Raw genomic sequence first — 20,038 nt, forward strand, 5'->3', positions numbered from 1 at the left:
CCAGCAGGTGCTCTCAATCTTATCTCCCTGTGCATTTTTGTAAGTTTCATTTGTTGCAATTGAAAACTTGGCAATCTTCTTCCCGTCTTCCAAATTGATAATTTCTGGATCACTCCCTAAATTTCCAATTAACTGTACTCTGTTGCGTAATGTGTTCATAATTTCTAGTTTTATATATGTTTTATAATTTGTTTATGATTGAATCGCTGTTTTGATTCAACACTGCAAATATGAAACGACCTGCAAATTTTATTCGGTTACCACGCACTTACTTTCGTTTACAAATATTTGTAGTCGTTTGTAAATGAATAATTAGTATATTAGAAGGCAACTTATCTTTACAAATGAATATACATTTAGAAACTGAACGCCTTATTATAAGAGACCTTACAGAGCATGACCTTGAAGGAATATTTGTATTGGATTCTGACTCAAGAGTTCATGAATTTTTAGGTCAAAAACCAATTACCAAAAAGGAAGAAGCATTAAAATATATTAAAGATGTACAGCAACAATATACTGAAAGTGGTGTAGGACGTTGGGCGGTAGAAACAAAAGATACAAGTGAGTTTGTTGGTTGGTGCGGACTGCGGTTGTATTCAGATTACACGTTTAATAACCACACAAATTTTTATGATATTGGCTATCGGTTACGTCCTAAATTCTGGGGAAAAGGCTTTGCTACCGAAGCTTCTAAAGAGTGTTTAAACTATGCGTGGAATACATTACAACTCAAAACAGTATATGGAATTACAGAGCAACATAACGAAGCGTCGCATCGAGTATTATTAAAAATTGGTCTTCAGTATATTGAAGATTTTCATTATGAACCTGAAAATATGATGCTGCGTTGGTACAGTATCACAAATCCTAATTAATATGGAAAAAAAATGCATGGAATGTGGTGATTCCTTCAAAGGTCGTATCGACAAAAAATTTTGCAGTGATTATTGTAGAAATGCTTTCAACAATCGCCTGAATAAAGATGGAAAGAATTTGATTCGTAATATTAACAATCGTCTCCGAAAAAATTGGCGCATTCTAGAAGAATTAAACGTGCACCAAAAAACAAAGATTTCAAAATCTAAACTCTTGGAAAAAGGCTTTGATTTTACGTACTTTACTTCAATATACGTAACTAAGGCTGAGGCTGTTTATTATTATGTATACGATCAAGGTTATTTACCACTAGAAAATGACAGCTATTTATTAGTCAAAAAAAGCTCATAGCATGAAAACAAAATTTTATGGCCTATTAATTACTATTGCAATTGTAGCTATTGTAGGGTTTCGTGTGTATCGAAAATACAATAGAGAACGCATTCAAGCCGAACAACAAAAAGCCAATCAAGAGTTATATCAAAAAGCGATGCAGCAACAGCGTGAAAATGATTTGAAATTACAACAAGCTACCGAACAAGCGAAACGTGACTCTGTATATGCTGCTCAAAAAAAAGAACGAGAGGCCAAAATGAAACAATTACAAGAAAACATAAAAAAGATTGAAACAGAAATTGAGAAACAATAAAACTAACCTATGAAATTTAGTGAACTTCTCATTCCAATAGCACTGTTACTAGGTCTTGCAATGTTCATCTTTGTGTTTAACCTATTTAAGTTCTAAGAATAAAATGCTTTGAGTATTAAAAAAAAGTGTCAGTTTTTTAGGTTTCAATAAAACGCCTCGATATACCGAACGAATTATAGAGTTTGATGAAGAAATTGCGGTAATGGGAATAAAAAAATAGACACAATTAGATACCCCAATTGATAGTTACTCCGATTCCAGAGTTCTAACCTTATCTGAAATCAAAACACAACAATTGTTACTCACCGTTGAACCAAAAGCAATGATACGAGTTGAAAACCGTTTGTAAATTACTTCCAATTTTGCCCTTTCAATTTCATTGCAGCTTTTAAAATATCTTTTTGGCTAATCTGCCCTACAAGTTTTCCGTTTTCTACAATTGGAAAACGTCTTCTTTTTGATTGAATAAATTTATCTGCAGCATCAAAAATATTGGTTTCTCCATCAATCGTCTCTACATCTTTCGCCATATGTGCTTCAATTTTATTGTGCTCAAAAGGCATATTATAATAGCGACTGTCCGAAATTTGTTTGATACAATCTCCTTCAGAAATAATTCCCACGAGTTCATTATTCTCATTCACAACAGGTCCGCCAGATATTTTATGTTGAATGAGCTTCTGAATTACTTCTTCGACAGTTTGTTCTGGAGAAAACGTGATTAAGTTTCGTGTCATATAATCACTTACTTTAAATGCTTCGGTTTTTTTTGAGATGTTTGCTTGTACTTTACGAGCTCCCTGAAAACTTTTAATTCCCATAATAAATTCAATTTAGTCTCTACTAAAGTTACTCATTTTTAACGAGTTAACCTAAATTAACTTTTACACCCATATTTACTGTATACTTTTTAGTATTTTTAAACGACTGAAACTAAACTAAAATGAATACTCCAAAAGCTCGCTTTACTTTTTTCTCTTTTTTACTAATTGCGCTTACTGCATATTTTAGTTTTAAAAGCGTTATGCCACAAAATACTTCTGAAAATAAAGTCCCTGAAGAAGCATTCTCAACCGTGCGTGCTTTCGCGCATGTAAATCAACTTGCAAAAGAACCTCATTATGTAGGCTCAAAAGCTCACGAAACAGTTCGAAATTATATAATTTCTGAACTAAAGCAATTAGGGCTCGAACCAACAATTCAAGAAGGCTATACCCTTGATAGTTCTGGAAATATTTCAAAACCTAAAAATGTGTTAGCTCGCATCAAAGGGAAAAAATCGAACAAAGCGCTTTTATTATTGTCACATTACGATAGTGATCCACATTCAGCAGTTGGAGCTAGTGATGCCGCAAGTGGTGTAGCCACTATTTTAGAAGGAACTCGTGCATTTCTAGCAAAAGGTGAACAACCAGAAAATGATATTATCTTATTACTTTCAGATGGGGAAGAATTAGGCTTGAATGGTGCAGAATTATTCGTAAATAAACATCCTTGGACAAAAGATGTAGGTTTGGTGCTTAATTTTGAAGCTCGTGGAAGCGGCGGACCAAGTATTATGTTGCTTGAAACTAATAACGGAAATGCGAAACTCATTAAAGCGTTTAAAGATGCCAACTTGCAATATCCTGTAGGAAACTCACTTGCTTATAGCATTTACAAAATGCTTCCAAACGATACTGATTTAACAGTTTTTAGAGAAGATGGAAATATTCAAGGATTTAATTTTGCGTTCATTGATGACCATTTTGATTATCACACCGCCAATGACACACCAGAAAACTTAGATTTTAATACGTTGACACATCAAGGTTCGTATTTAATGCCTTTGTTAACGTATTTTTCAAAACAAGATTTAAGTCAAATGAACACTGATGAAGATTTGATTTATTTCAATACTCCTTTTGGTTTTCACACGTATCCGTTTTCGTGGATTTTTCCTATGCTGATTGTTATTATATTGCTTTTTATTGCAATAATTGTGTACGGTTTTTCAAAAAATATGCTTTCTAGTAAAGGAATTTTACTAGGTTTTGCACCCTTTCTTATTTCGCTAATTGTAAGTTGCGGAATTACTATTTTGGCTTGGAAGCTAATTAATTGGTTGTATCCACAGTATAGTGAAATACAGCACGGATTTACCTACAATGGCTACACATATATTATTTTATTTGCATTTCTATCATTAGGTATAACATTTTACACGTATCAAAAATTTAAGAAGAAAGTAACTGCTGCAAACCTTACAATAGCACCATTGTTTTTCTGGGTAGTGATTACTGTATTGGCAGCGCTGTATTTAGAAGGAGCTAGTTTTATTGCTATCCCTGTTTTGCTGAGTTTAATTTCAGTATTCATCCTTATTATACAACAACAAAAACCTTCTGTTCTTTTATTGACTCTATTAGGAATCCCTGCGGTTGCTATTTTAGTTCCTTTTATCAAATTATTTCCAGTAGGTTTAGGATTAAAAATTTTAGCTGTTGTTCCCTTTTTAATTGTATTAATTTTAGGATTACTGATGCCTTTCTTTGGATTGTATAAACGAAAAAAATGGACCGCATATGCATTCTTTTTGTTTGCTATTGTTTCTTTTGTAAAAGCGCATTCAACTTCTGATTTTTCTGAAACTCGTCAAAAACCAAATAGTTTAGTGTATTTATTGGATGCTGACCAAAATAAAGCCATTTGGAAAACGTATGACCGCATTTTAGACACTTGGACTCAAAATTATATTAAAGATGAATCGAACACATCACAAAATCTTCAAGTGATAGACAGTAAGTATAGCGCTGGGTTTACATATACACAAGACGCTCCAATTAAATCAGTTCCACTTCCAAAAATTGAAACTGTACAAGATTCAATTTATAATGATTTGCGACATGTTACAATTAAAGTTTGTCCACAGCGAACTGTAAATCGCATGGAAGTTTTTGGTGCTGGAAAAGATTTTGAAAGTATGACTGTGAATGGGGAAGCATTTACAAAAGTTCCTACAAAGCGCAGCAATCGTTTAATAAGTTATTACGTTTCTGATAATGAAGCCTTGGAGGTCTCTTTCACATTAAAACCTAGTACAAAAACCCAGTTGATTATTTATGAAGCTTCTTATGATTTATTGAATAATCCGTTGTTTTCTATTCCGCCACGAGATAAAAATATGATGCCACGACCATTTGTATTGAACGATGCGGTCATTGTAAAAAAGACTATTGAGTTGTAAAATAAAAAAAAGCCTGAATATATATTCAGGCTTTTTTATGCTGTTTTTGATAATTACCAAATACGAACTCTTTTTTCTGGAGCAACATACATTTTGTCTCCTTCTTTAACGTCAAATGCTTCATAAAAAGCATCGATATTTTGTAAAGGAACATATGCTCTATATTGTCCTGGTGAGTGTGTATCTGTTTTGATACGTGTAAGTAAGGCTTCTTCTCTCATTTTAGTTCGCCATACAGTTGCCCATGAAAGGAAAAAACGTTGTTCAGGTGTAAATCCATCAATTTTTTCTGGACGACCATTTTCTTTCATATGACGTTGCAATCCATCATACGCACCCAAAACACCTCCAAGATCTCCAATATTTTCTCCAAGTGTATATTTTCCATTGATATTTACGCCAGGCAATACTTCGATAGCACTATATTGATCTGCTAGTGCATTTCCTCTTTCGGTAAATTGCTTTAAATCATCTTCTGTCCACCAGTTGGTAAGGTTTCCATCTGCATCAAAACGCGCCCCAGAGTCATCAAATGCATGTGAAATTTCATGACCAATCACTGCGCCAATTCCTCCGTAATTTACAGCATCATCAGCTTGATAATTATAAAAAGGAGGCTGCAAAATTGCTGCAGGAAATACGATTTCGTTGAATAACGGATTGAAGTAAGCATTTACCGTTTGTGGTGACATTCCCCATTTAGTCTTGTCCACTGGCTCATTGATTTCATCTAAGTTTTTTCTAAATGCCCAATTTCCAATTGCCACCATATTTTCAAAGTATGAGTTACTTTCTTTTACATCTAAAGTAGAGTAATCTTCCCATTTATCAGGGTATCCAATCTTTACTGTAAATTTATCTAGTTTTTCAATTGCTTTAGTTTTTGTTTCAGGACTCATCCAATCAAGGTTCTTGATACGATCTTTATACGCTTCAATAACGTTTGCAATCATTTTCTCTGCTTTTTCTTTTGCTTCAGGAGGAAATTTAGCATCTACATATAATTGTCCGATTGCTTCTCCTACAGAACCATTTACAGTAGCCAAAGCACGTTCTTTTGCATCACGTTGTTTTTCGGTTCCATTAAGTTCTTTAGAATAAAACTCCCAATTAGCTCTGTCAATTTCTGTAGTTAATAACCCAGCAGCTCCATTAAGAGTTGACCAGCGAACTAAGGTTTTCAAATCTTCTATACTTTCATTCGTCAAAATTTCTTGCAATGCTCGCATGTATTTAGGTTGCGTTACAATCAAAGTATCTACTTTCTTAATTTCAAGATCAGCCATAAATTTATTCCAGTTGATTGCTGGTGTCATTTCAACCAATTCTTGCACAGTTCTAGGGTTATTAAAGTTGCGTGCATCTCTACTTTCAACTTTGTTTAAGCGTGGCTCTGCCAGTTTTGTTTCCAATGCCAAAACTGTTTCTGCATCTTTGATTGCTTTGTCTTTATCGTCTCCTAAAAACTGTAACATACGCGCTATATGTGCAACGTATTTTTCACGAATTTCTATAGATTTTTCATCTTGATCCAAATAATAATCTCTTTCTGGCAAACCTAATCCGCCTGCACCAACATAAGCTGCATTCATGCTACTGTCATTCAAATTTGCAAATGCCGATAATGACATAAATGGTGCAGAGATTGTTGCTGGATTTTTAGCCAAGATTGTTTGCATTTCTTCAAGAGAGTTGATGCTTGCAATTTTTTCTAATGTAGGTTGCAAAGGCTTAATACCTGCTTCATTTCTTGCAACTGTATCTAAAATTGAATTGTAAATCATTAACGCTTTTGCCTGATCAGTATCTGCAGTATACTTCCCACTTTTGTTAGCTTCATCAATGATTGCTAATACGTCTGCGTCTGTTTTTTTACGAAGAACTGCAAATCCTCCCCATGAATTTCTATCGGCAGGAATTTCAGCAGTTTCCATCCATTTTCCATTAACATACGTATAAAAATCGTCTTTTGGACTTACAGAAGTGTCCATATATTCCAAGTTAATTCCTGGAATTTGCGCGACTTCTTTTCCTTTCTCCTCTTTTTGGGTATCACAAGAAAAAAGAAGTGTACTCGCCGTGAAACAAAGTGCTAGTTTCAAAGTGTTTGCTTTCATTTTTTGATTGCGTTTTTAGTTAGTTTTACTCATTTTAGTATCAAGAATACTATTTATGTTACTATTACATAACACATTAACATTATTTTAAGATTTTTATAGTTTCGACTTTACAATTGAATCGTTTTCTTTTTTAAGTGTTATAATTTCTTTGACATTTTCGTTTGGAATAGCAATTGAAAGGACATAATGTGCTATTTTCCATGTTCCATCTTCTTGTTTTTTTACAACCCCTGAGCCACGACATAACTCCATTTGCGTATCTAATAATTCGTCAAACCAAGCAATATCTCCATATTGTGATATAAATACATTTCGTTGAAGAGAGGTAAAGCTCCATGCTTTTCCTTTATCAAAATATGGCTTTGAAAACTTTTTAAATTCTTCATTTTTCCAATTTTCAGTCGCATCTGTTCCAATAAAGATGGCATCATTGGTCATTTTAGAAAAGTAGTCTTCATATTTTGCCGCTGCTGCTGCTGCATGCCAAGCATCTATGAGCACATTGATTTCCGTTTTATCCTTTGAAAGACGAAACTCTTCTACTTTTTGACGTGCTTTTTCTGTGTTACATGCAGTGATTAGACACAGAATTAAAAGGAAGGTGATTTTTTTCAACACTTATGGGTTTTGTTTTTTTACTTCTTGAACTGTTTTTTGGGTATTTTGATATTTCTCTACTGGTTTTTGCTCTTTGACATTGTTTTCCTTTTCCGTTTGAATTGTGCCTGTTGCTTTTAAGGTATTTCCAAGAATTTCTTCAGGTTTCATATCAAGTTTTGATGCTTGTGAAATTTGATATGTTATAGAGTTAAACACTTGATTCATTTTTACAATTTCCTTTTCTATAAATTCATTTGAAATACTATCGTCGGTAGCATCATCTTGTAGTTTTAAGGCTTTTGTTTTTAAGACCAAAAAACGACTTCGGATTTGATTTGCATTCAAATTTTGAGGATGCTTTTTTTCTTCCAAATCATCAATATTAGCCGCTAATTGACCCAAATCTTCAATAATAGCAAAACGAGTACTCGAATTAATAAGTTTCATGTTTTCATGTACTGTTTTGAACTCAAGCCAATCTTGTACCAGTTTTTTTTGTGATGGTGTCAATTCTTGAAGTTTCCCTTTTGCAGGAATAGTTAGTTTATTTTTAGCAAGATATTCTTCTTGTGTTTCAGTTTGTTCAGCACGTGTTGCTTGTGGCTCTTCTTTGCACGCTATAAAAGAGCATACCACAAAAACGGATAGGATAATCTTCTTCATTAATGTTTCAACAACTAGGATTAAAAATGATAAAGACAAATATAGCTAGTTTTTTAGGTTTGACTGTATTTTTAACAAAGTTTACCATGCTAATGCCTTGTATTTTATGAATTTATCATTATATGTGCTATTTAGTTTAATTTTTCACATTCGCTAGAAATAGAATTCTCTATATTTGTATTCATCATTTATCATTCACCAATGAGTACAAAAGTCTTAATTATTGGAGCTTGCGGTCAAATAGGAACAGAGCTTACAACCGCTTTACGAAACACGTATGGAGTTGCTAACGTTGTCGCTTCAGATATTCGAAAAAGTGATAATGAAGTGTTTGCACACGGAGCTTTTGAACTCTTGGACGCACGTGATAAAGAAGCGATTAAAGTGTGTGTTGAAAAACATGAAATAACGGATGTATATTTGATGGCAGCTTTGCTTTCTGCTACTGCAGAGAAAAATCCTGAATTTGCATGGGATCTCAATATGAACTCTTTATTGCATGTATTGAATTTAGCTAAAGAACGAGTCATACAAAAAGTTTTTTGGCCAAGTTCTATTGCTGTTTTTGGAAAAAATTCTCCTAAAGTAAACACACCTCAACATACCATCATGGAACCTTCAACCGTTTATGGAATTAGTAAGCTTGCTGGTGAACGTTGGTGTGAATATTATCATAAAAATTATGGAGTAGATGTTCGTAGCATTCGATATCCAGGAATCATAAGCTGGAAAGCCAATCCAGGCGGCGGTACTACTGATTATGCTGTAGAGATTTTCCATGAAGCAATTAAACATGGGCAATATACTTGCTTTTTAAAAGAAGATACTGCACTTCCAATGATGTTTATGGACGATGCAGTACGTGCTACAATTGATATTATGAATGCCCATTCGGAAACGATTAAAGTTCGATCGTCATATAATATTGCTGCTACAAGTTTTACTCCAAAAGAATTATCTGAAGCCATTCAACAATTACTTCCGGAATTTGTAGTGCGTTATGAACCTGATTTTAGACAACAAATTGCTGATACTTGGCCTGAAAGTATTGATGATTCAGCAGCTTCAAGTGATTGGAATTGGTCTGCTCAATTTGATATGAAAGCGATTGTTTTAGAAATGATTACCAACCTACAAAAAGTATTGGTGTAATAGTTACGTGGTTTTTCTTTTCTTTTTTAAATAAAACAACAGCGCTGCTCCGCTAAGGAATACACTTCCTAATAAATACAAAAGAAACTTAGTATTTCCTTTGTAAATAGGAGCTGTTTCACCTGTTATTGTTAATGCACTCCAATAATATGGAGAAGCCTCACTTGTGTACTCATGATTTTTTATATAAGCCCATTTTGCTTTTTGTAATGCTGCCGATTTTGAATGTCCTTTTTCTAGATTTTTGTAAAACTCTTGAATAATTTCATTACTAGCTTTTTCATTGATATCCCAAAGAGATGATACTACACTTTTTGCTCCAGCATTAAAAAAACCTCTTGCTAAACTCATCACTCCTTCTCCTTTTTTGAGCTCTCCATCGGAAGTTTTACAAGCACTTAACACCACTAATTCTGACTGATCTTTGGTAAAATACAATTCGTCTAATGTCATTTTTTCGTCATAAAAAGCAACCCAAGGAATTGTGTTATCAATTCCGCCATGCGTAGATAAATGAATGATTTTGTAGTGACCGTATGCTTTTGAAAATCGATCTTTAGTTGCTTGATCAAATTGAAAATAATCTGCATTAAAAATACGGGAGAGTTTTTGCAGTTCGTCTGTACTAGTTGCTAGTTTTTCATACTGATTTTCTTTAAATCTCGTAGGAGCTATCGCAATAAACTCTTTGTCAATTTTTACTACATTTTTTCTAGCTTGTGCTGCAGAAGAAAGCGAATAATTGTAATTGATTTCTGTGTCTTTTATTACATATTCTTTGTTCTTTGTAAGCAAGGCTTCAAATGGAATGTATTGCAATAAACCATCTGCTATAATTGTAATTCGTTTTTGTTGAAATTTATGTATTGTTTCAAACGGAATTAATTGTTGATACAAATTTTGAGCTAGTTGCTCATAGATTTCCTTGTCTTTTATATTGAGAAAGGGTTGGGAAACTGCATTTCTATATTGATTAATTAGTTGTGTTAATTTATTGATATCGTTCAACTCTTTTATAATACTATTTTTAGATGTAATTAACCCTACAAAACCCTTTTCTTTACCAATGATATACTGTAATATCATTTCCTCACTTTGTAGATTGCTTTGCGCTTCTTCTAGGGATATAATGTTGATGTTTTTTTTATAATTGTAGTATTTAGGATAATGAAACTCTAACGAATCGAGAAAACCGTTGTATTCTTTTTTATAGTGAAAGAGTTTATTTTTTAAAACATCTATTTCATGAGCTTGATTTTGGTTATAGGATTGTATTTCTGAAGCTAACGTTTTTATGTTTTTAATTAGTTCTTGTTCTCTTTCTAAAACATATTCTGGCAATTTTGAGATTCGTTTGGCAGAAGCATCAGTCATATTTTCTAACAACAACATCGCTTTATTTTTTTCCATGAAAAAAAACGCTTTTGAAGGTTCTTTCAAAAGATAACAAACCTCTACAGCCTTTGGGTAAAATGTTGCACTCTTTTTGCGCCAAAAGAGTTTAGATAGATCTTCTCGACTCTCAATGTAAATAATATCAATTAGTTTATCTGCAAGTATAAATGTTTGTAATGCATTTTGCAGATACTGATTGTTGTTTTTAGCTTCATAATAAGCAATCCAACCGTTTGCTTTATCAATAAGATATCCTAAAACATCTAATTTGTTAGGTGACAATTCAATTGTTTCAAACGAAGGTAGTTTTTGAAAATCAAGAGTTTCTGAATGTAGCGCTTGCGTGATTGCATTTTGGTAATGAATTATTGCCTTTTCATGATTGTTTTCTTTTTGATATATATCTGCAAGATTATTGAAAACCATCGACGATAAGAAAGGAAGATTCTTAGTGATTTTTTGAGCTTTTAGTAATTGTTTTTTAGCTTCTTCTAGTTCTCCATTATTTTTGTAAACACTCCCTAAGTTAATTACATTTTTTGCAATGTTTGTTGAATCGTCATACATTGTATTTACTCGCAAAGCTTCAGTGTAAAAGTCAATGGCCTTGTCTTTATGTCGAATCAAATCATAAAAAACACCTTTATTCAAATTGATTGCAGCTTTATCAGAATCATTCGCTTCATATTTTTCTTGTATGGCATCTAACTCTTTAATTACTGTTTGAATTTTAGTAATATGTTCTTGATCTGTAGCATCTACAAACATCTCAATAAGCGTTTTTAGCTTGTTGATGTATGTTTTTAACAGGTCTTTATCTTCTTCATTCTTTTTTAGTAGGTAGATGGATTTGTCGTAATTTGCAATTGCATTTTCAAAATCTCCAAGATCAGTATATATGTCGCCACGCAACCGATAAAGCTTGCCCAATCTTTGGTCTTCTTTTTTATAGAGTTGTAAGTAGCGATTACTATTTTTTAATGCTTTGTAGTATTGTTGATCAGTTACTAAAAAAAGTGTTTTATTGTAATGTATTTTTACAAATACTTCATCATCATAAGTTCCTAAATTGTTTGCAATTGCTATTGCCTTATCAGCATAAAAAATAGAGCGCTTTAAATTAGATTTCCAGTCTTTTGCTGAGAATTTGTAATAAAGTTGAGCTAACTTCAGCGAATCTACAGAAGCATTGGGTACTTTTAGTAAACTATCTACTAATTGTTCTTTTTCTTCAAAGCTTACTTCATTCTTCTGAATATATTCTTCATAGTATAAAGTGACTTCTTGAGTTTGTGCATGAATATTATTCATACATATCAAGAAAAAACAGATTGCATACAATATATTGGTTTGTAGGCGAGTAATAGTCATAAATACAGAATACAGTTTTTAGGCAATAATTATAAATCTATAAAATAATTAGCAACTTTCGCATGTTATTCATCTATAAAACCTTAGTATGATTTACAAAAAATGACAACTATATATAGAAATAAAAGAGGAGTTGGCGAAACTCCTCTTTGTTAATAGTCTAAATGCAAGATTACCTAAACCTAATTTAAACTATAAATCAATGCGGAATATGTTTTGCGTATTGAATTTCATATAAATTACTATTGTATATACTACTTTCAATAACCATGTTTTTTAGAAAAACACCCGACATACCATTTTGTGACAGTGTACCGCTATATCCTGACGCAAAAGCGGCTGCATAAGACGTTCCGCTTACATATACAACTTCATTGTTGTATGTAAATGGAATATATTCTCCTGTGGCAGCAATATCAACTGATAGCACTCCTCGGTTAGAAAAAATCGCCAGTGCTGAATTGCTACTCCCCGAATTTCCTCCATAAGGATTTAAAAATAAATCGGCAGGTTGATTTATATTGCTTCCTCCTGGCTGCGAACCATTACTTGAAAGTGAAGCAATTGCTAAAAGGTTGTCAGATTCATATGAAGATGGATAATGTGGAAAATTATCATTATTAATACTATCATTTCCAGCAGAAGTAATAACTAATACATGCGGAGCATCATTGATGAATTTTTCCATGAGTTCGCGTTCGTAGGTATACCATCCAAAACTCATATTAATAATGTCGACATCTGCCTTGTTTGCAGCATATTGAAATCCACACAGCGCATCAAAATAACGAATATTCCCCGTTTGATCGGCTACTTTTACTGGCAGAATTTGATAATTAACATTTGCATTGTCCAATGTAGATGTAATAAAGGAAGAAACCATCGTTCCATGTCTGCCATAATGATTATCATACGGGTTATTATTCTCATCTACAAAATTCCACCCAAACAGTTCTTGATAGCCATTATCTGTACATGCATCATTGCTACTATTGTATAAAAATGATTGGGTAAAACCCTCATAATCATACATTATTCCTGTATCAAGTACAGCAACAGTAACTCCTTGATTACTTGCCACTCTTTTGAGTAATGCATCGTCTGTACTTCCAAAGCCTCCATAGTCAACAAAAAATTCTTCTTGTATACGAATATTAGGGTTATATTCGGCTCCTTCAATTTCTTCATCGGCTCTAGCGGTTGCTTTTTTATCTTCCAATCCGCCGCCGCTTGCTTCACTTTTACTAAAAATCCAAAGTTCCAAATGAGGATCGGCACATTCACATTTTTTATACGATTCAATATTATATTCGGCTCTTTTCAAAACCTTTTCAGCTTCAGTTGTTCCGTCAGGATACAAAATGACAAGTTCATTTCCTTCTGTATTTTCTGCGGTATTGCTTCCTCCTTTTATGGTAAGTTGAGTTTCTTTTGCAAATTCAGTTTTTTCTTGATTTAGTGTTTCTTCATGACATGCAACAAGCGTTGTCAATACTAAAACATAACAGAATACTACTACTTTTTTCATGTTTTTAAGTTTAAATTAATACTAAGGATATTTGTGATTACGGTTTAGGTATATAAAATTTTTAGCCGTTTATAGCCGACTAAAATTTTCTTGCATTATTATATTATTCTACAACTAATTATACTGAATCATCGTTTCAATATATGGTAATTGATTGGTTTTCAATGTGATTATTTTTAAAAGTTTTAATGAAGATTTTATCAAAACTATATTCTGTAAGGGGAACATGTATGTTGCTTGCATTATAAATTTTAATCTTCGGTTGCTTCCAGAAAAATTGTCTTGTAAAAGACCTTAGTAATAACAAACAAAACGCACTGAGATTATTTTTTTTCATACTAACATGGTATTGGCCGTTGGTTGATTCCTTTTCTTTTTGAAAAAACTTTTCAAATTTCGCCTGGAAATAAATCAATTCATGAGATAGTTAGAAATGATAAGTTTTGTTACCCGATTTATTTCATTAAATTTAGAACAGTATTTAGTGAACCCTATTTTTATGTCAAATGATTCCTATTTTACTGAAGGTCTCCTCACTGGAGATAAAAATGTTTTGCAAGAAATTTACGATCGGTTTTTCTTAAAGGTCAAAAAATTTGTACTACAAAATAAAGGCGACTCTACTGATGCAGAAGATATATTCCATAATGCTTTGATTCAACTATATGTTCGACTCAAAAAAAGAGAGCTCATTATAAAATCTTCATTCGAAGCATATTTGTTTACAACCTGTAAAAACTTATGGCGACGCGAATTGAACAAAAAACGGGTAACAAAACCAGAGGTTATTGAACTAGAGGACAAACACACAGAAAATGCAATGGCATTACTAGAGCAAGAGCAATGGGAATTATATATAGAGAAGTTTCAATTACTTTCTGAAAATTGTCGAAAAATTTTAACTCTCTTGTTTAATGGAACTTCGTATGAAGAAATTGTTGACACATTTTCGTATGCTTCTAAAGTAGTAGCAAGGCAACGTGTTTTTAAATGTAAAGCCAAATTAACTAAGTTGATACAGGAAGACATAAAATTTTCCAGAATAAAGAAATTATGAGTTTTGACGATAGTACATACCATGAAATGAGTCGTTTCTTAAACAATGAAATGAGTCCGACGGAAAAAGAAGCATTTGAAAAAATGCTTAAAGAAAATCCTGAACTAGCAGATTTTGTCAATACTTTTCAGTCAATAGATCATGTGTATAACGAAAAACAATGGACCGTAAAAAGTAGTGCTTCTATTGAAGAAATAAAAGCTCTAGCTCGTGAATTTAAAGCAGAAGACGTTGTTAATTTATCAGGCAAGATTCGTTCAATTCAAAAAAGAGAAACAGAAACGAAGATTCCAAAAAAGAGAACTTATTTTCAATACATTGCCAGTGCTGTTGCAGTAGCTGCCGTGTGTACTTTGTTATATTTTTCTTTCCTTCCTTCACTTACTGCTGAACAAGCATTTGAACGTTATCATGATTGGAGTTCATTACCTTCTTTTCAAACCAAAAGTGATTCCGAAAACAAATTAGCGAAAGCCGAAACATTATTTCGTCAAAAGAAATATAAAGAAGCTTTAGAAATTTTTAAAGATTATGAACAAAATAACACAACATACGACCCTAAAATTCAGTTATATATTGGCGTTTCTTACTTAGAGCTTGACAATAGCCATGAAGCCATTCAAACTTTCGATACCTTACTACAAAGTGACGCAATCGATCATCACAAAGCATACTGGTATTTAGCATTGACCTATTTAAAACAAAATGACACTAAAAATGCTAAAAAAACATTAACGATGCTTATAGAAAACACAAGCAACTTTAATTACTCAAAAGCAAAAGAACTGCTCAAAAAATTAAAATAACCTAGAATTCTTACTCTTTTTTATAAATTTCGATAACTAATCGGCTTTTTTATTACATATACTCCAATTTGTACTTGTGATAGTATAAAAAAAACCTTTAATTTGAGGTAAACCAAAACTTGAATTATTTAAAATTATGAATAAGGAGCTATTAGAAAAAAAGTTGCAAGAAATTGACCAAATCATTAAATCCAAATACAAAGAAGAAACTCAAATAGGTGTACTAGCAGGACTTTCCGGTATTTCTTTATTTGAGTTTTATTATTCAAAGTACCTAGATATTGACGATCATGCTGATATTGGTGTAGAAATGCTAACGGATTGCATTGATAAAATCAATGAAGGATATAGCTATCCAACATTTTGTACAGGAATTGCAGGTGCAGGTTGGGTTTTAGACCACCTAGAGCAGGAAGAATTTATGGATGCTGATAATGACGATTTGCTTCCTGAACTAGATCAATACATCCATACTTTTATGGTAACCGACATGAAAAACGGCAACTATGACTTTTTACATGGTGCTATCGGATATGCTTTTTATTTCCTAAATCGTTACAGAAATACCAAATCAGAAGAACTTAAAGAAAAATACAAAACAATTCTTTTTGAGTTTTTAGATTTATTGAAAGACATGTCTGAAGATGATGGAAATGGCAAAATAAAGTGGGAATCAGAATTGAGCATTGAAACTAAAGAAAGAGGGTATAATTTGAGTCTTTCGCACGGTATGTCTAGTATTGTTGGAATCTTGACCAAACTTCATGTATTTGACGATTTCAAAGAAGCGTCTGAACCAATGTTGAAAGGAGCTATAAACTATATACTAAGCTTTAAAAGCGAAGAAGAAAATCCGTTTTCTATTTTTCCTAGTTGGGTTACTGATAATAAGGAAGATGAAAATGGACAAAGTCGTTTGGCTTGGTGTTACGGCGATCTGGGAGTTGCCATACGTTTTTGGTTTGCTTCCAAAACACTCAATGATAAAGAACTTGCAAATACAGCATTAGAAGTATTAAAACATTCTGCCAAAAGAACCAAAGTAGAAGACAGTTTGGTGCGAGACGCAGGTGTTTGCCACGGCTCATACGGAAATGCACAAATGTTTTTCAGAATGTACAAAGAAACTGGTGAAGAGGAATTTAAAGAGGCGTTCGAATTTTGGATGCAAGACGGAATTAATAGAGCGACCCATGAAGATGGTTTCGCTGGCTATAAACAATGGAAAGGAGTCGACAAAAGCTGGGAACCTGAAGTTTCACTTCTAGAAGGTATAGCAGGGATTGGATTGACTATTCTTGATTATTTGGCAGAATACAATACGAATTGGGACGAATGTTTAATGATAAGCTAAGACAAATGAGTAATAATCCATATAAAAACTTTTCAAAATATATATTACGTACCCCGCTTTTCTCATTCAGTTCTTATCAAAAATTTACTGCTAATAGTGAAATAAAGGATGAAGACTTTAAAGAAATTTGTAAAAATCCTATTGTGAGAGAAGCTTTATTTTTAGCATCTCCTTCACTATTCGAAGAAATGAACAGATGGCTCGATGGCGAAATGGATGATGACAAAAAAGTAGAAAAACTTCGCTATTCTATCTTAAAATATATCTCAAGAATGTCTTCTAGATGTACCCCTTTCGGACTCTTTGCCGGATGTTCTGTAGGTGAATTTGGAGAAGAAACAGATATTAAGCTTAAAGGTTCTGCCAAAAACAAACGTCATACACGATTGGATATGAACTATTTGGTAGCTCTTTCGCAAGATTTAGTACGTAATAAAAAAATTAGAGAGCAACTCCTATTCTATCCAAACTCTAGTATTTACAAGGCTGGACCACAGCTTCGTTATATAGAGTACAAATACTTTAACAGTAGACGACATCATCATATTGTCGCTGTAGATGACACTGAATATCTAGCTGTTGTCTTAGAAAGAGCATCTCATGGAGCTTCGTTGTCAACATTGGCTAGTTTGCTTGTAGACGATGAAATTACTTTGGAAGAAGCTACCGAATTCATAGAAGAATTGGTGTCTAGCCAGTTACTCATCAGTGAATTAGAGCCTTCCGTTTCAGGGCCTGAATTCTTAGATCAAATTTGCAGTGTATTAGAACGCTTAGAAGGCGTAGACGGGCTATTAACTGCACTAAAAGAAGCAGATAAAAAAATTAACGAAATTGACCAATCTATTGGAAACAACCCACAAGTATATTTAGAACTTAGTGAGTTTTTGCAAAAATTAGAAACAGATTTTGAACTAAAGTTTATGTTCCAAACCGATATGGTTTTGGAAAATACCAAAAACACATTAAGTCAATCTATTGTTGAAGACGTACAAAAAGGATTTTCACTACTCAATAGACTTACATTTCCACCTGCAGCGACAACTCTTACTAAATTTAGAGATGCATTTCACGAACGCTTCGAAGAGCGAGAAGTACCATTATCTACTGCATTAGACGTTGAAATTGGAATTGGATATAAGCAAGATCAAGGTGCTGGAGATGTTAATCCTCTTGTTGATAATATTGTGATTCCTGGAAGACAAGCCAAGCACCAAGCGATGGAAATCCGTTGGACTCCAATCAATACATATTTTCAAGATAAACTGATTGAAGCTTTTAAGAATGATGATTACATCATCAAAATCACAGAAGAAGACTTTAAAGATTATGACCTTAATTGGGATGATCTTCCCGATACTTTATCATGCATGATTGAAATCTTGGAAGATGCTAATGGAGAACATAAAATTAAGTATAGCGGCGGCGGCGGATCAAGTGCTGCCAACTTGCTAGGTCGCTTCTGTCACGGAGATCAAGCTCTTTTTGATTATACGCAGGAAATGGTAGACATGGAAGCGGAAATGAATCAAAATAAAATTTTAGCAGAAATTGTACATTTACCTGAATCAAGAGTTGGAAACATTCTGATGCGTCCTGATTTACGTGATTATGAAATTCCGTATTTGGCAAAATCTATCAAAGATGAAGAGCATCAATTGCCAATAGACGATCTTATGGTTTCTGTAAAAAGTCATAGAAAAGTATTATTACGTTCAAAAAAACATAATAAAGAAATTGTTCCACACTTAACGAATGCGCATAACTATTCGCACAACTCTCTGCCTATTTACCACTTTTTAGCAGACATGCAAACTCAAGGTATTCGAAGTGGCGTAGGTTTTGGATTAGGCCCTTTTGCAAATGAATATCCGTTTTTACCTCGTGTTGAATTTAACAACCTTATTCTTCATGATGCTACATGGAACTTGAAAAAAAGTCATATTCAACCATTATTAAAAGCAAAGAAGGACAATAATAAACTTGCTGAAGCTGTAAAAGCTTTACGTGATAGCTTAAAAATTCCACAATATGTAATGCTTGCTGATGGCGATAACGAATTGCTTGTAAACTTTGGAAACCTAACTTCCGTACGCATGCTACTTGACACCGTAGGAAAGCGAGGTGCTTTTAAACTCACTGAATTCCTCTTTAGCGAGCGCGGTGTAGTAAAAGAAGGAGATGAGTACTATACAAACCAAGTAGTCATTTCATTTTATAACGAACAAAAATTAACTCAAAGTAAGCAAAGCAATGAATAACGAAATACAAAGAAATTTTATCCTAGGAGACAGTTGGTTGTATTATAAAATATATACAGGTCCTAAAACCTGTGATGCTGTGCTCACTGAAATTATAAAACCTGTTGCAGAACAACTGATTGCACACGGAATTATTGACAAATGGTTTTTTATTAGATATTCCGATCCGAAACATCATATTCGCGTGCGTTTTCACTATACAAAACCCGAAAACGTAGGAATGATTATCAACGGATTGTATCCTAAATTTAAAGAATTTATTGACCAAGATTTGATTTATAAAATTCAAATTGACACGTACCAACGTGAAATTGAGCGTTATGGAGCTAATACCATGGAGCTAGCTGAAAGTCTATTTTATCATGATAGTAAAATGATTGTTGATTTTATTGATATGATTGAAGGAGATGAAGGAGAAGAACTTCGTTGGTTATTTTCCATTCGCGCAATGGATTCTCACTTGACAAGTTATGGATACAACGATGATGAAAAACTAGAAATTATGGATCGTTTAAAAACTGGTTTTGGAAATGAATTCGGAATGGCACGACCTCTTAAAAAACAGTTGGATGATAAGTTTAGAGCTGAACGTACCAAAATTGAAGAATTTATGATTTTCACTGCCGAAGAAAATCCTGATTATTCTCCTATTTTAGAAGTTTTACAACAAAAAGAAGAAGGTATCAAAGATATTGCAGCAGCTATTATCAAACACAAAGAAGAAGAAACCTTAATGATGCCGTTGGATGATTTGATGGGTAGTTATTTGCACATGTTGATGAACCGCTTATTCAAATCAAAAAACCGTATTCATGAAATGGTTTGTTATGATTTCTTATACCGTTACTATAAATCAATGGTTGCACGTAAAAAACACATGAATAAGAAGAAATAAAACTCTTTTAATCACGGTTCACAAAAAGAAAAATTTCTACGTTGAAAACACATAGTAAAGTCTAGTATCATACTAGGCTTTT

At 33.1% G+C, this 20,038-nt stretch carries 17 protein-coding genes; 10 read left to right on the forward strand and 7 right to left on the reverse strand.

The window, feature by feature from the left end:
* The coding region (locus tag AA088_RS01570; protein WP_046743205.1) for a single-stranded DNA-binding protein at window positions 1-159 on the reverse strand (159 nt) is incomplete at its 3' end.
* Window positions 160-344: 185 nt separating this feature from the next.
* On the opposite strand from AA088_RS01570, the gene AA088_RS01575 reads away from it, so the two are divergent.
* Genes AA088_RS01575 through AA088_RS01585 form a run of 3 tightly spaced genes read left to right on the forward strand, consistent with a single transcriptional unit; the run spans window position 345 to window position 1,528 of the window.
* The gene (locus tag AA088_RS01575) at window positions 345-878 is read left to right on the forward strand and encodes a GNAT family N-acetyltransferase (protein ID WP_046743206.1); all 534 of its coding nucleotides are present in this window, start codon (window positions 345-347) and stop codon (window positions 876-878) included.
* 1 nt (window position 879) lies between these two features.
* The gene (locus AA088_RS01580; RefSeq protein WP_046743207.1) at window positions 880-1,230 is read left to right on the forward strand and encodes a hypothetical protein; all 351 of its coding nucleotides are present in this window, start codon (window positions 880-882) and stop codon (window positions 1,228-1,230) included.
* 1 nt (window position 1,231) lies between these two features.
* On the forward strand, window positions 1,232-1,528 hold the full coding sequence (locus AA088_RS01585; protein WP_046743208.1) for a hypothetical protein: 297 nt from the start codon (window positions 1,232-1,234) through the stop codon (window positions 1,526-1,528).
* Window positions 1,529-1,878: 350 nt separating this feature from the next.
* On the opposite strand, the gene AA088_RS01590 is transcribed toward AA088_RS01585, so the two are convergent.
* Window positions 1,879-2,349 carry a CBS domain-containing protein gene (locus AA088_RS01590; RefSeq protein ID WP_046743209.1) on the reverse strand — a complete coding sequence of 157 codons (471 nt, stop codon included), beginning with the start codon at window positions 2,347-2,349 and terminating at the stop codon, window positions 1,879-1,881.
* A gap of 122 nt (window positions 2,350-2,471) precedes the next feature.
* On the opposite strand from AA088_RS01590, the gene AA088_RS01595 reads away from it, so the two are divergent.
* A complete protein-coding gene (locus AA088_RS01595) occupies window positions 2,472-4,754 on the forward strand; it encodes a M28 family peptidase (protein WP_046743210.1) in 2,283 nt (760 codons plus the stop codon).
* A 53-nt stretch (window positions 4,755-4,807) separates the two neighbouring features.
* On the opposite strand, the gene AA088_RS01600 is transcribed toward AA088_RS01595, so the two are convergent.
* From AA088_RS01600 to AA088_RS01610, 3 genes are all read right to left on the reverse strand, one after another.
* Window positions 4,808-6,871, reverse strand: coding sequence for a M13 family metallopeptidase (locus AA088_RS01600; RefSeq protein WP_046743211.1), 2,064 nt, complete (start codon window positions 6,869-6,871; stop codon window positions 4,808-4,810).
* A gap of 96 nt (window positions 6,872-6,967) precedes the next feature.
* A complete protein-coding gene (locus tag AA088_RS01605) occupies window positions 6,968-7,489 on the reverse strand; it encodes a nuclear transport factor 2 family protein (RefSeq protein WP_046743508.1) in 522 nt (173 codons plus the stop codon).
* A gap of 3 nt (window positions 7,490-7,492) precedes the next feature.
* On the reverse strand, window positions 7,493-8,137 hold the full coding sequence (locus tag AA088_RS01610) for a hypothetical protein (RefSeq protein ID WP_046743212.1): 645 nt from the start codon (window positions 8,135-8,137) through the stop codon (window positions 7,493-7,495).
* A gap of 201 nt (window positions 8,138-8,338) precedes the next feature.
* Between AA088_RS01610 and AA088_RS01615 the strand changes: the two genes are divergently transcribed.
* Window positions 8,339-9,289: an NAD-dependent epimerase/dehydratase family protein gene (locus tag AA088_RS01615; RefSeq protein ID WP_046743213.1), complete on the forward strand. Its 951-nt coding sequence runs from the start codon at window positions 8,339-8,341 to the stop codon at window positions 9,287-9,289.
* Between the two features lie 3 nt (window positions 9,290-9,292).
* Here AA088_RS01615 and AA088_RS01620 read toward each other — a convergent pair whose 3' ends face one another.
* A complete protein-coding gene (locus AA088_RS01620) occupies window positions 9,293-12,055 on the reverse strand; it encodes a CHAT domain-containing protein (RefSeq protein WP_082106511.1) in 2,763 nt (920 codons plus the stop codon).
* A gap of 199 nt (window positions 12,056-12,254) precedes the next feature.
* On the reverse strand, window positions 12,255-13,583 hold the full coding sequence (locus tag AA088_RS01625; protein ID WP_046743215.1) for a S8 family serine peptidase: 1,329 nt from the start codon (window positions 13,581-13,583) through the stop codon (window positions 12,255-12,257).
* Between the two features lie 499 nt (window positions 13,584-14,082).
* Between AA088_RS01625 and AA088_RS01635 the strand changes: the two genes are divergently transcribed.
* The 5 genes from AA088_RS01635 to AA088_RS01655 all read left to right on the forward strand — a co-directional run bounded on the left by AA088_RS01635 (window position 14,083) and on the right by AA088_RS01655 (window position 19,956).
* Window positions 14,083-14,640 (forward strand): RNA polymerase sigma factor, encoded by a 558-nt coding sequence (locus AA088_RS01635; RefSeq protein WP_046743217.1) that lies wholly within the window; start codon window positions 14,083-14,085, stop codon window positions 14,638-14,640.
* Window positions 14,637-15,446, forward strand: a complete 810-nt coding sequence (locus tag AA088_RS01640; RefSeq protein ID WP_046743218.1) for a tetratricopeptide repeat protein — start codon at window positions 14,637-14,639, stop codon at window positions 15,444-15,446. Before AA088_RS01635 ends, AA088_RS01640 begins: the two co-directional genes overlap by 4 nt.
* A gap of 136 nt (window positions 15,447-15,582) precedes the next feature.
* Complete coding sequence (locus AA088_RS01645; RefSeq protein WP_046743219.1) at window positions 15,583-16,800, forward strand: lanthionine synthetase LanC family protein; 1,218 nt, start codon at window positions 15,583-15,585, stop codon at window positions 16,798-16,800.
* A gap of 5 nt (window positions 16,801-16,805) precedes the next feature.
* Window positions 16,806-19,061 (forward strand): lantibiotic dehydratase family protein, encoded by a 2,256-nt coding sequence (locus AA088_RS01650; RefSeq protein WP_162199666.1) that lies wholly within the window; start codon window positions 16,806-16,808, stop codon window positions 19,059-19,061.
* Complete coding sequence (locus AA088_RS01655; protein ID WP_046743221.1) at window positions 19,054-19,956, forward strand: thiopeptide-type bacteriocin biosynthesis protein; 903 nt, start codon at window positions 19,054-19,056, stop codon at window positions 19,954-19,956. The genes AA088_RS01650 and AA088_RS01655 overlap by 8 nt, the downstream gene beginning before the upstream one ends.
* Window positions 19,957-20,038: the final 82 nt, after the last annotated feature.

The organism is Kordia zhangzhouensis, assembly GCF_001005305.1.
GTDB lineage: Bacteria > Bacteroidota > Bacteroidia > Flavobacteriales > Flavobacteriaceae > Kordia > Kordia zhangzhouensis.

What these genes read in the sequence shown, in the direction of transcription:
- AA088_RS01575 (WP_046743206.1), top strand. Translation starts at nt 345, where the DNA reads ATGAATATACATTTAGAAACTGAACGCCTTATTATAAGAGACCTTACA.
- AA088_RS01580 (WP_046743207.1), top strand. Translation starts at nt 880, where the DNA reads ATGGAAAAAAAATGCATGGAATGTGGTGATTCCTTCAAAGGTCGTATC.
- AA088_RS01585 (WP_046743208.1), top strand. Translation starts at nt 1,232, where the DNA reads ATGAAAACAAAATTTTATGGCCTATTAATTACTATTGCAATTGTAGCT.
- AA088_RS01590 (WP_046743209.1), bottom strand. Translation starts at nt 2,349, where the DNA reads ATGGGAATTAAAAGTTTTCAGGGAGCTCGTAAAGTACAAGCAAACATC.
- AA088_RS01595 (WP_046743210.1), top strand. Translation starts at nt 2,472, where the DNA reads ATGAATACTCCAAAAGCTCGCTTTACTTTTTTCTCTTTTTTACTAATT.
- AA088_RS01600 (WP_046743211.1), bottom strand. Translation starts at nt 6,871, where the DNA reads ATGAAAGCAAACACTTTGAAACTAGCACTTTGTTTCACGGCGAGTACA.
- AA088_RS01610 (WP_046743212.1), bottom strand. Translation starts at nt 8,137, where the DNA reads ATGAAGAAGATTATCCTATCCGTTTTTGTGGTATGCTCTTTTATAGCG.
- AA088_RS01615 (WP_046743213.1), top strand. Translation starts at nt 8,339, where the DNA reads ATGAGTACAAAAGTCTTAATTATTGGAGCTTGCGGTCAAATAGGAACA.
- AA088_RS01620 (WP_082106511.1), bottom strand. Translation starts at nt 12,055, where the DNA reads ATGACTATTACTCGCCTACAAACCAATATATTGTATGCAATCTGTTTT.
- AA088_RS01625 (WP_046743215.1), bottom strand. Translation starts at nt 13,583, where the DNA reads ATGAAAAAAGTAGTAGTATTCTGTTATGTTTTAGTATTGACAACGCTT.
- AA088_RS01635 (WP_046743217.1), top strand. Translation starts at nt 14,083, where the DNA reads ATGTCAAATGATTCCTATTTTACTGAAGGTCTCCTCACTGGAGATAAA.
- AA088_RS01640 (WP_046743218.1), top strand. Translation starts at nt 14,637, where the DNA reads ATGAGTTTTGACGATAGTACATACCATGAAATGAGTCGTTTCTTAAAC.
- AA088_RS01645 (WP_046743219.1), top strand. Translation starts at nt 15,583, where the DNA reads ATGAATAAGGAGCTATTAGAAAAAAAGTTGCAAGAAATTGACCAAATC.
- AA088_RS01650 (WP_162199666.1), top strand. Translation starts at nt 16,806, where the DNA reads ATGAGTAATAATCCATATAAAAACTTTTCAAAATATATATTACGTACC.
- AA088_RS01655 (WP_046743221.1), top strand. Translation starts at nt 19,054, where the DNA reads ATGAATAACGAAATACAAAGAAATTTTATCCTAGGAGACAGTTGGTTG.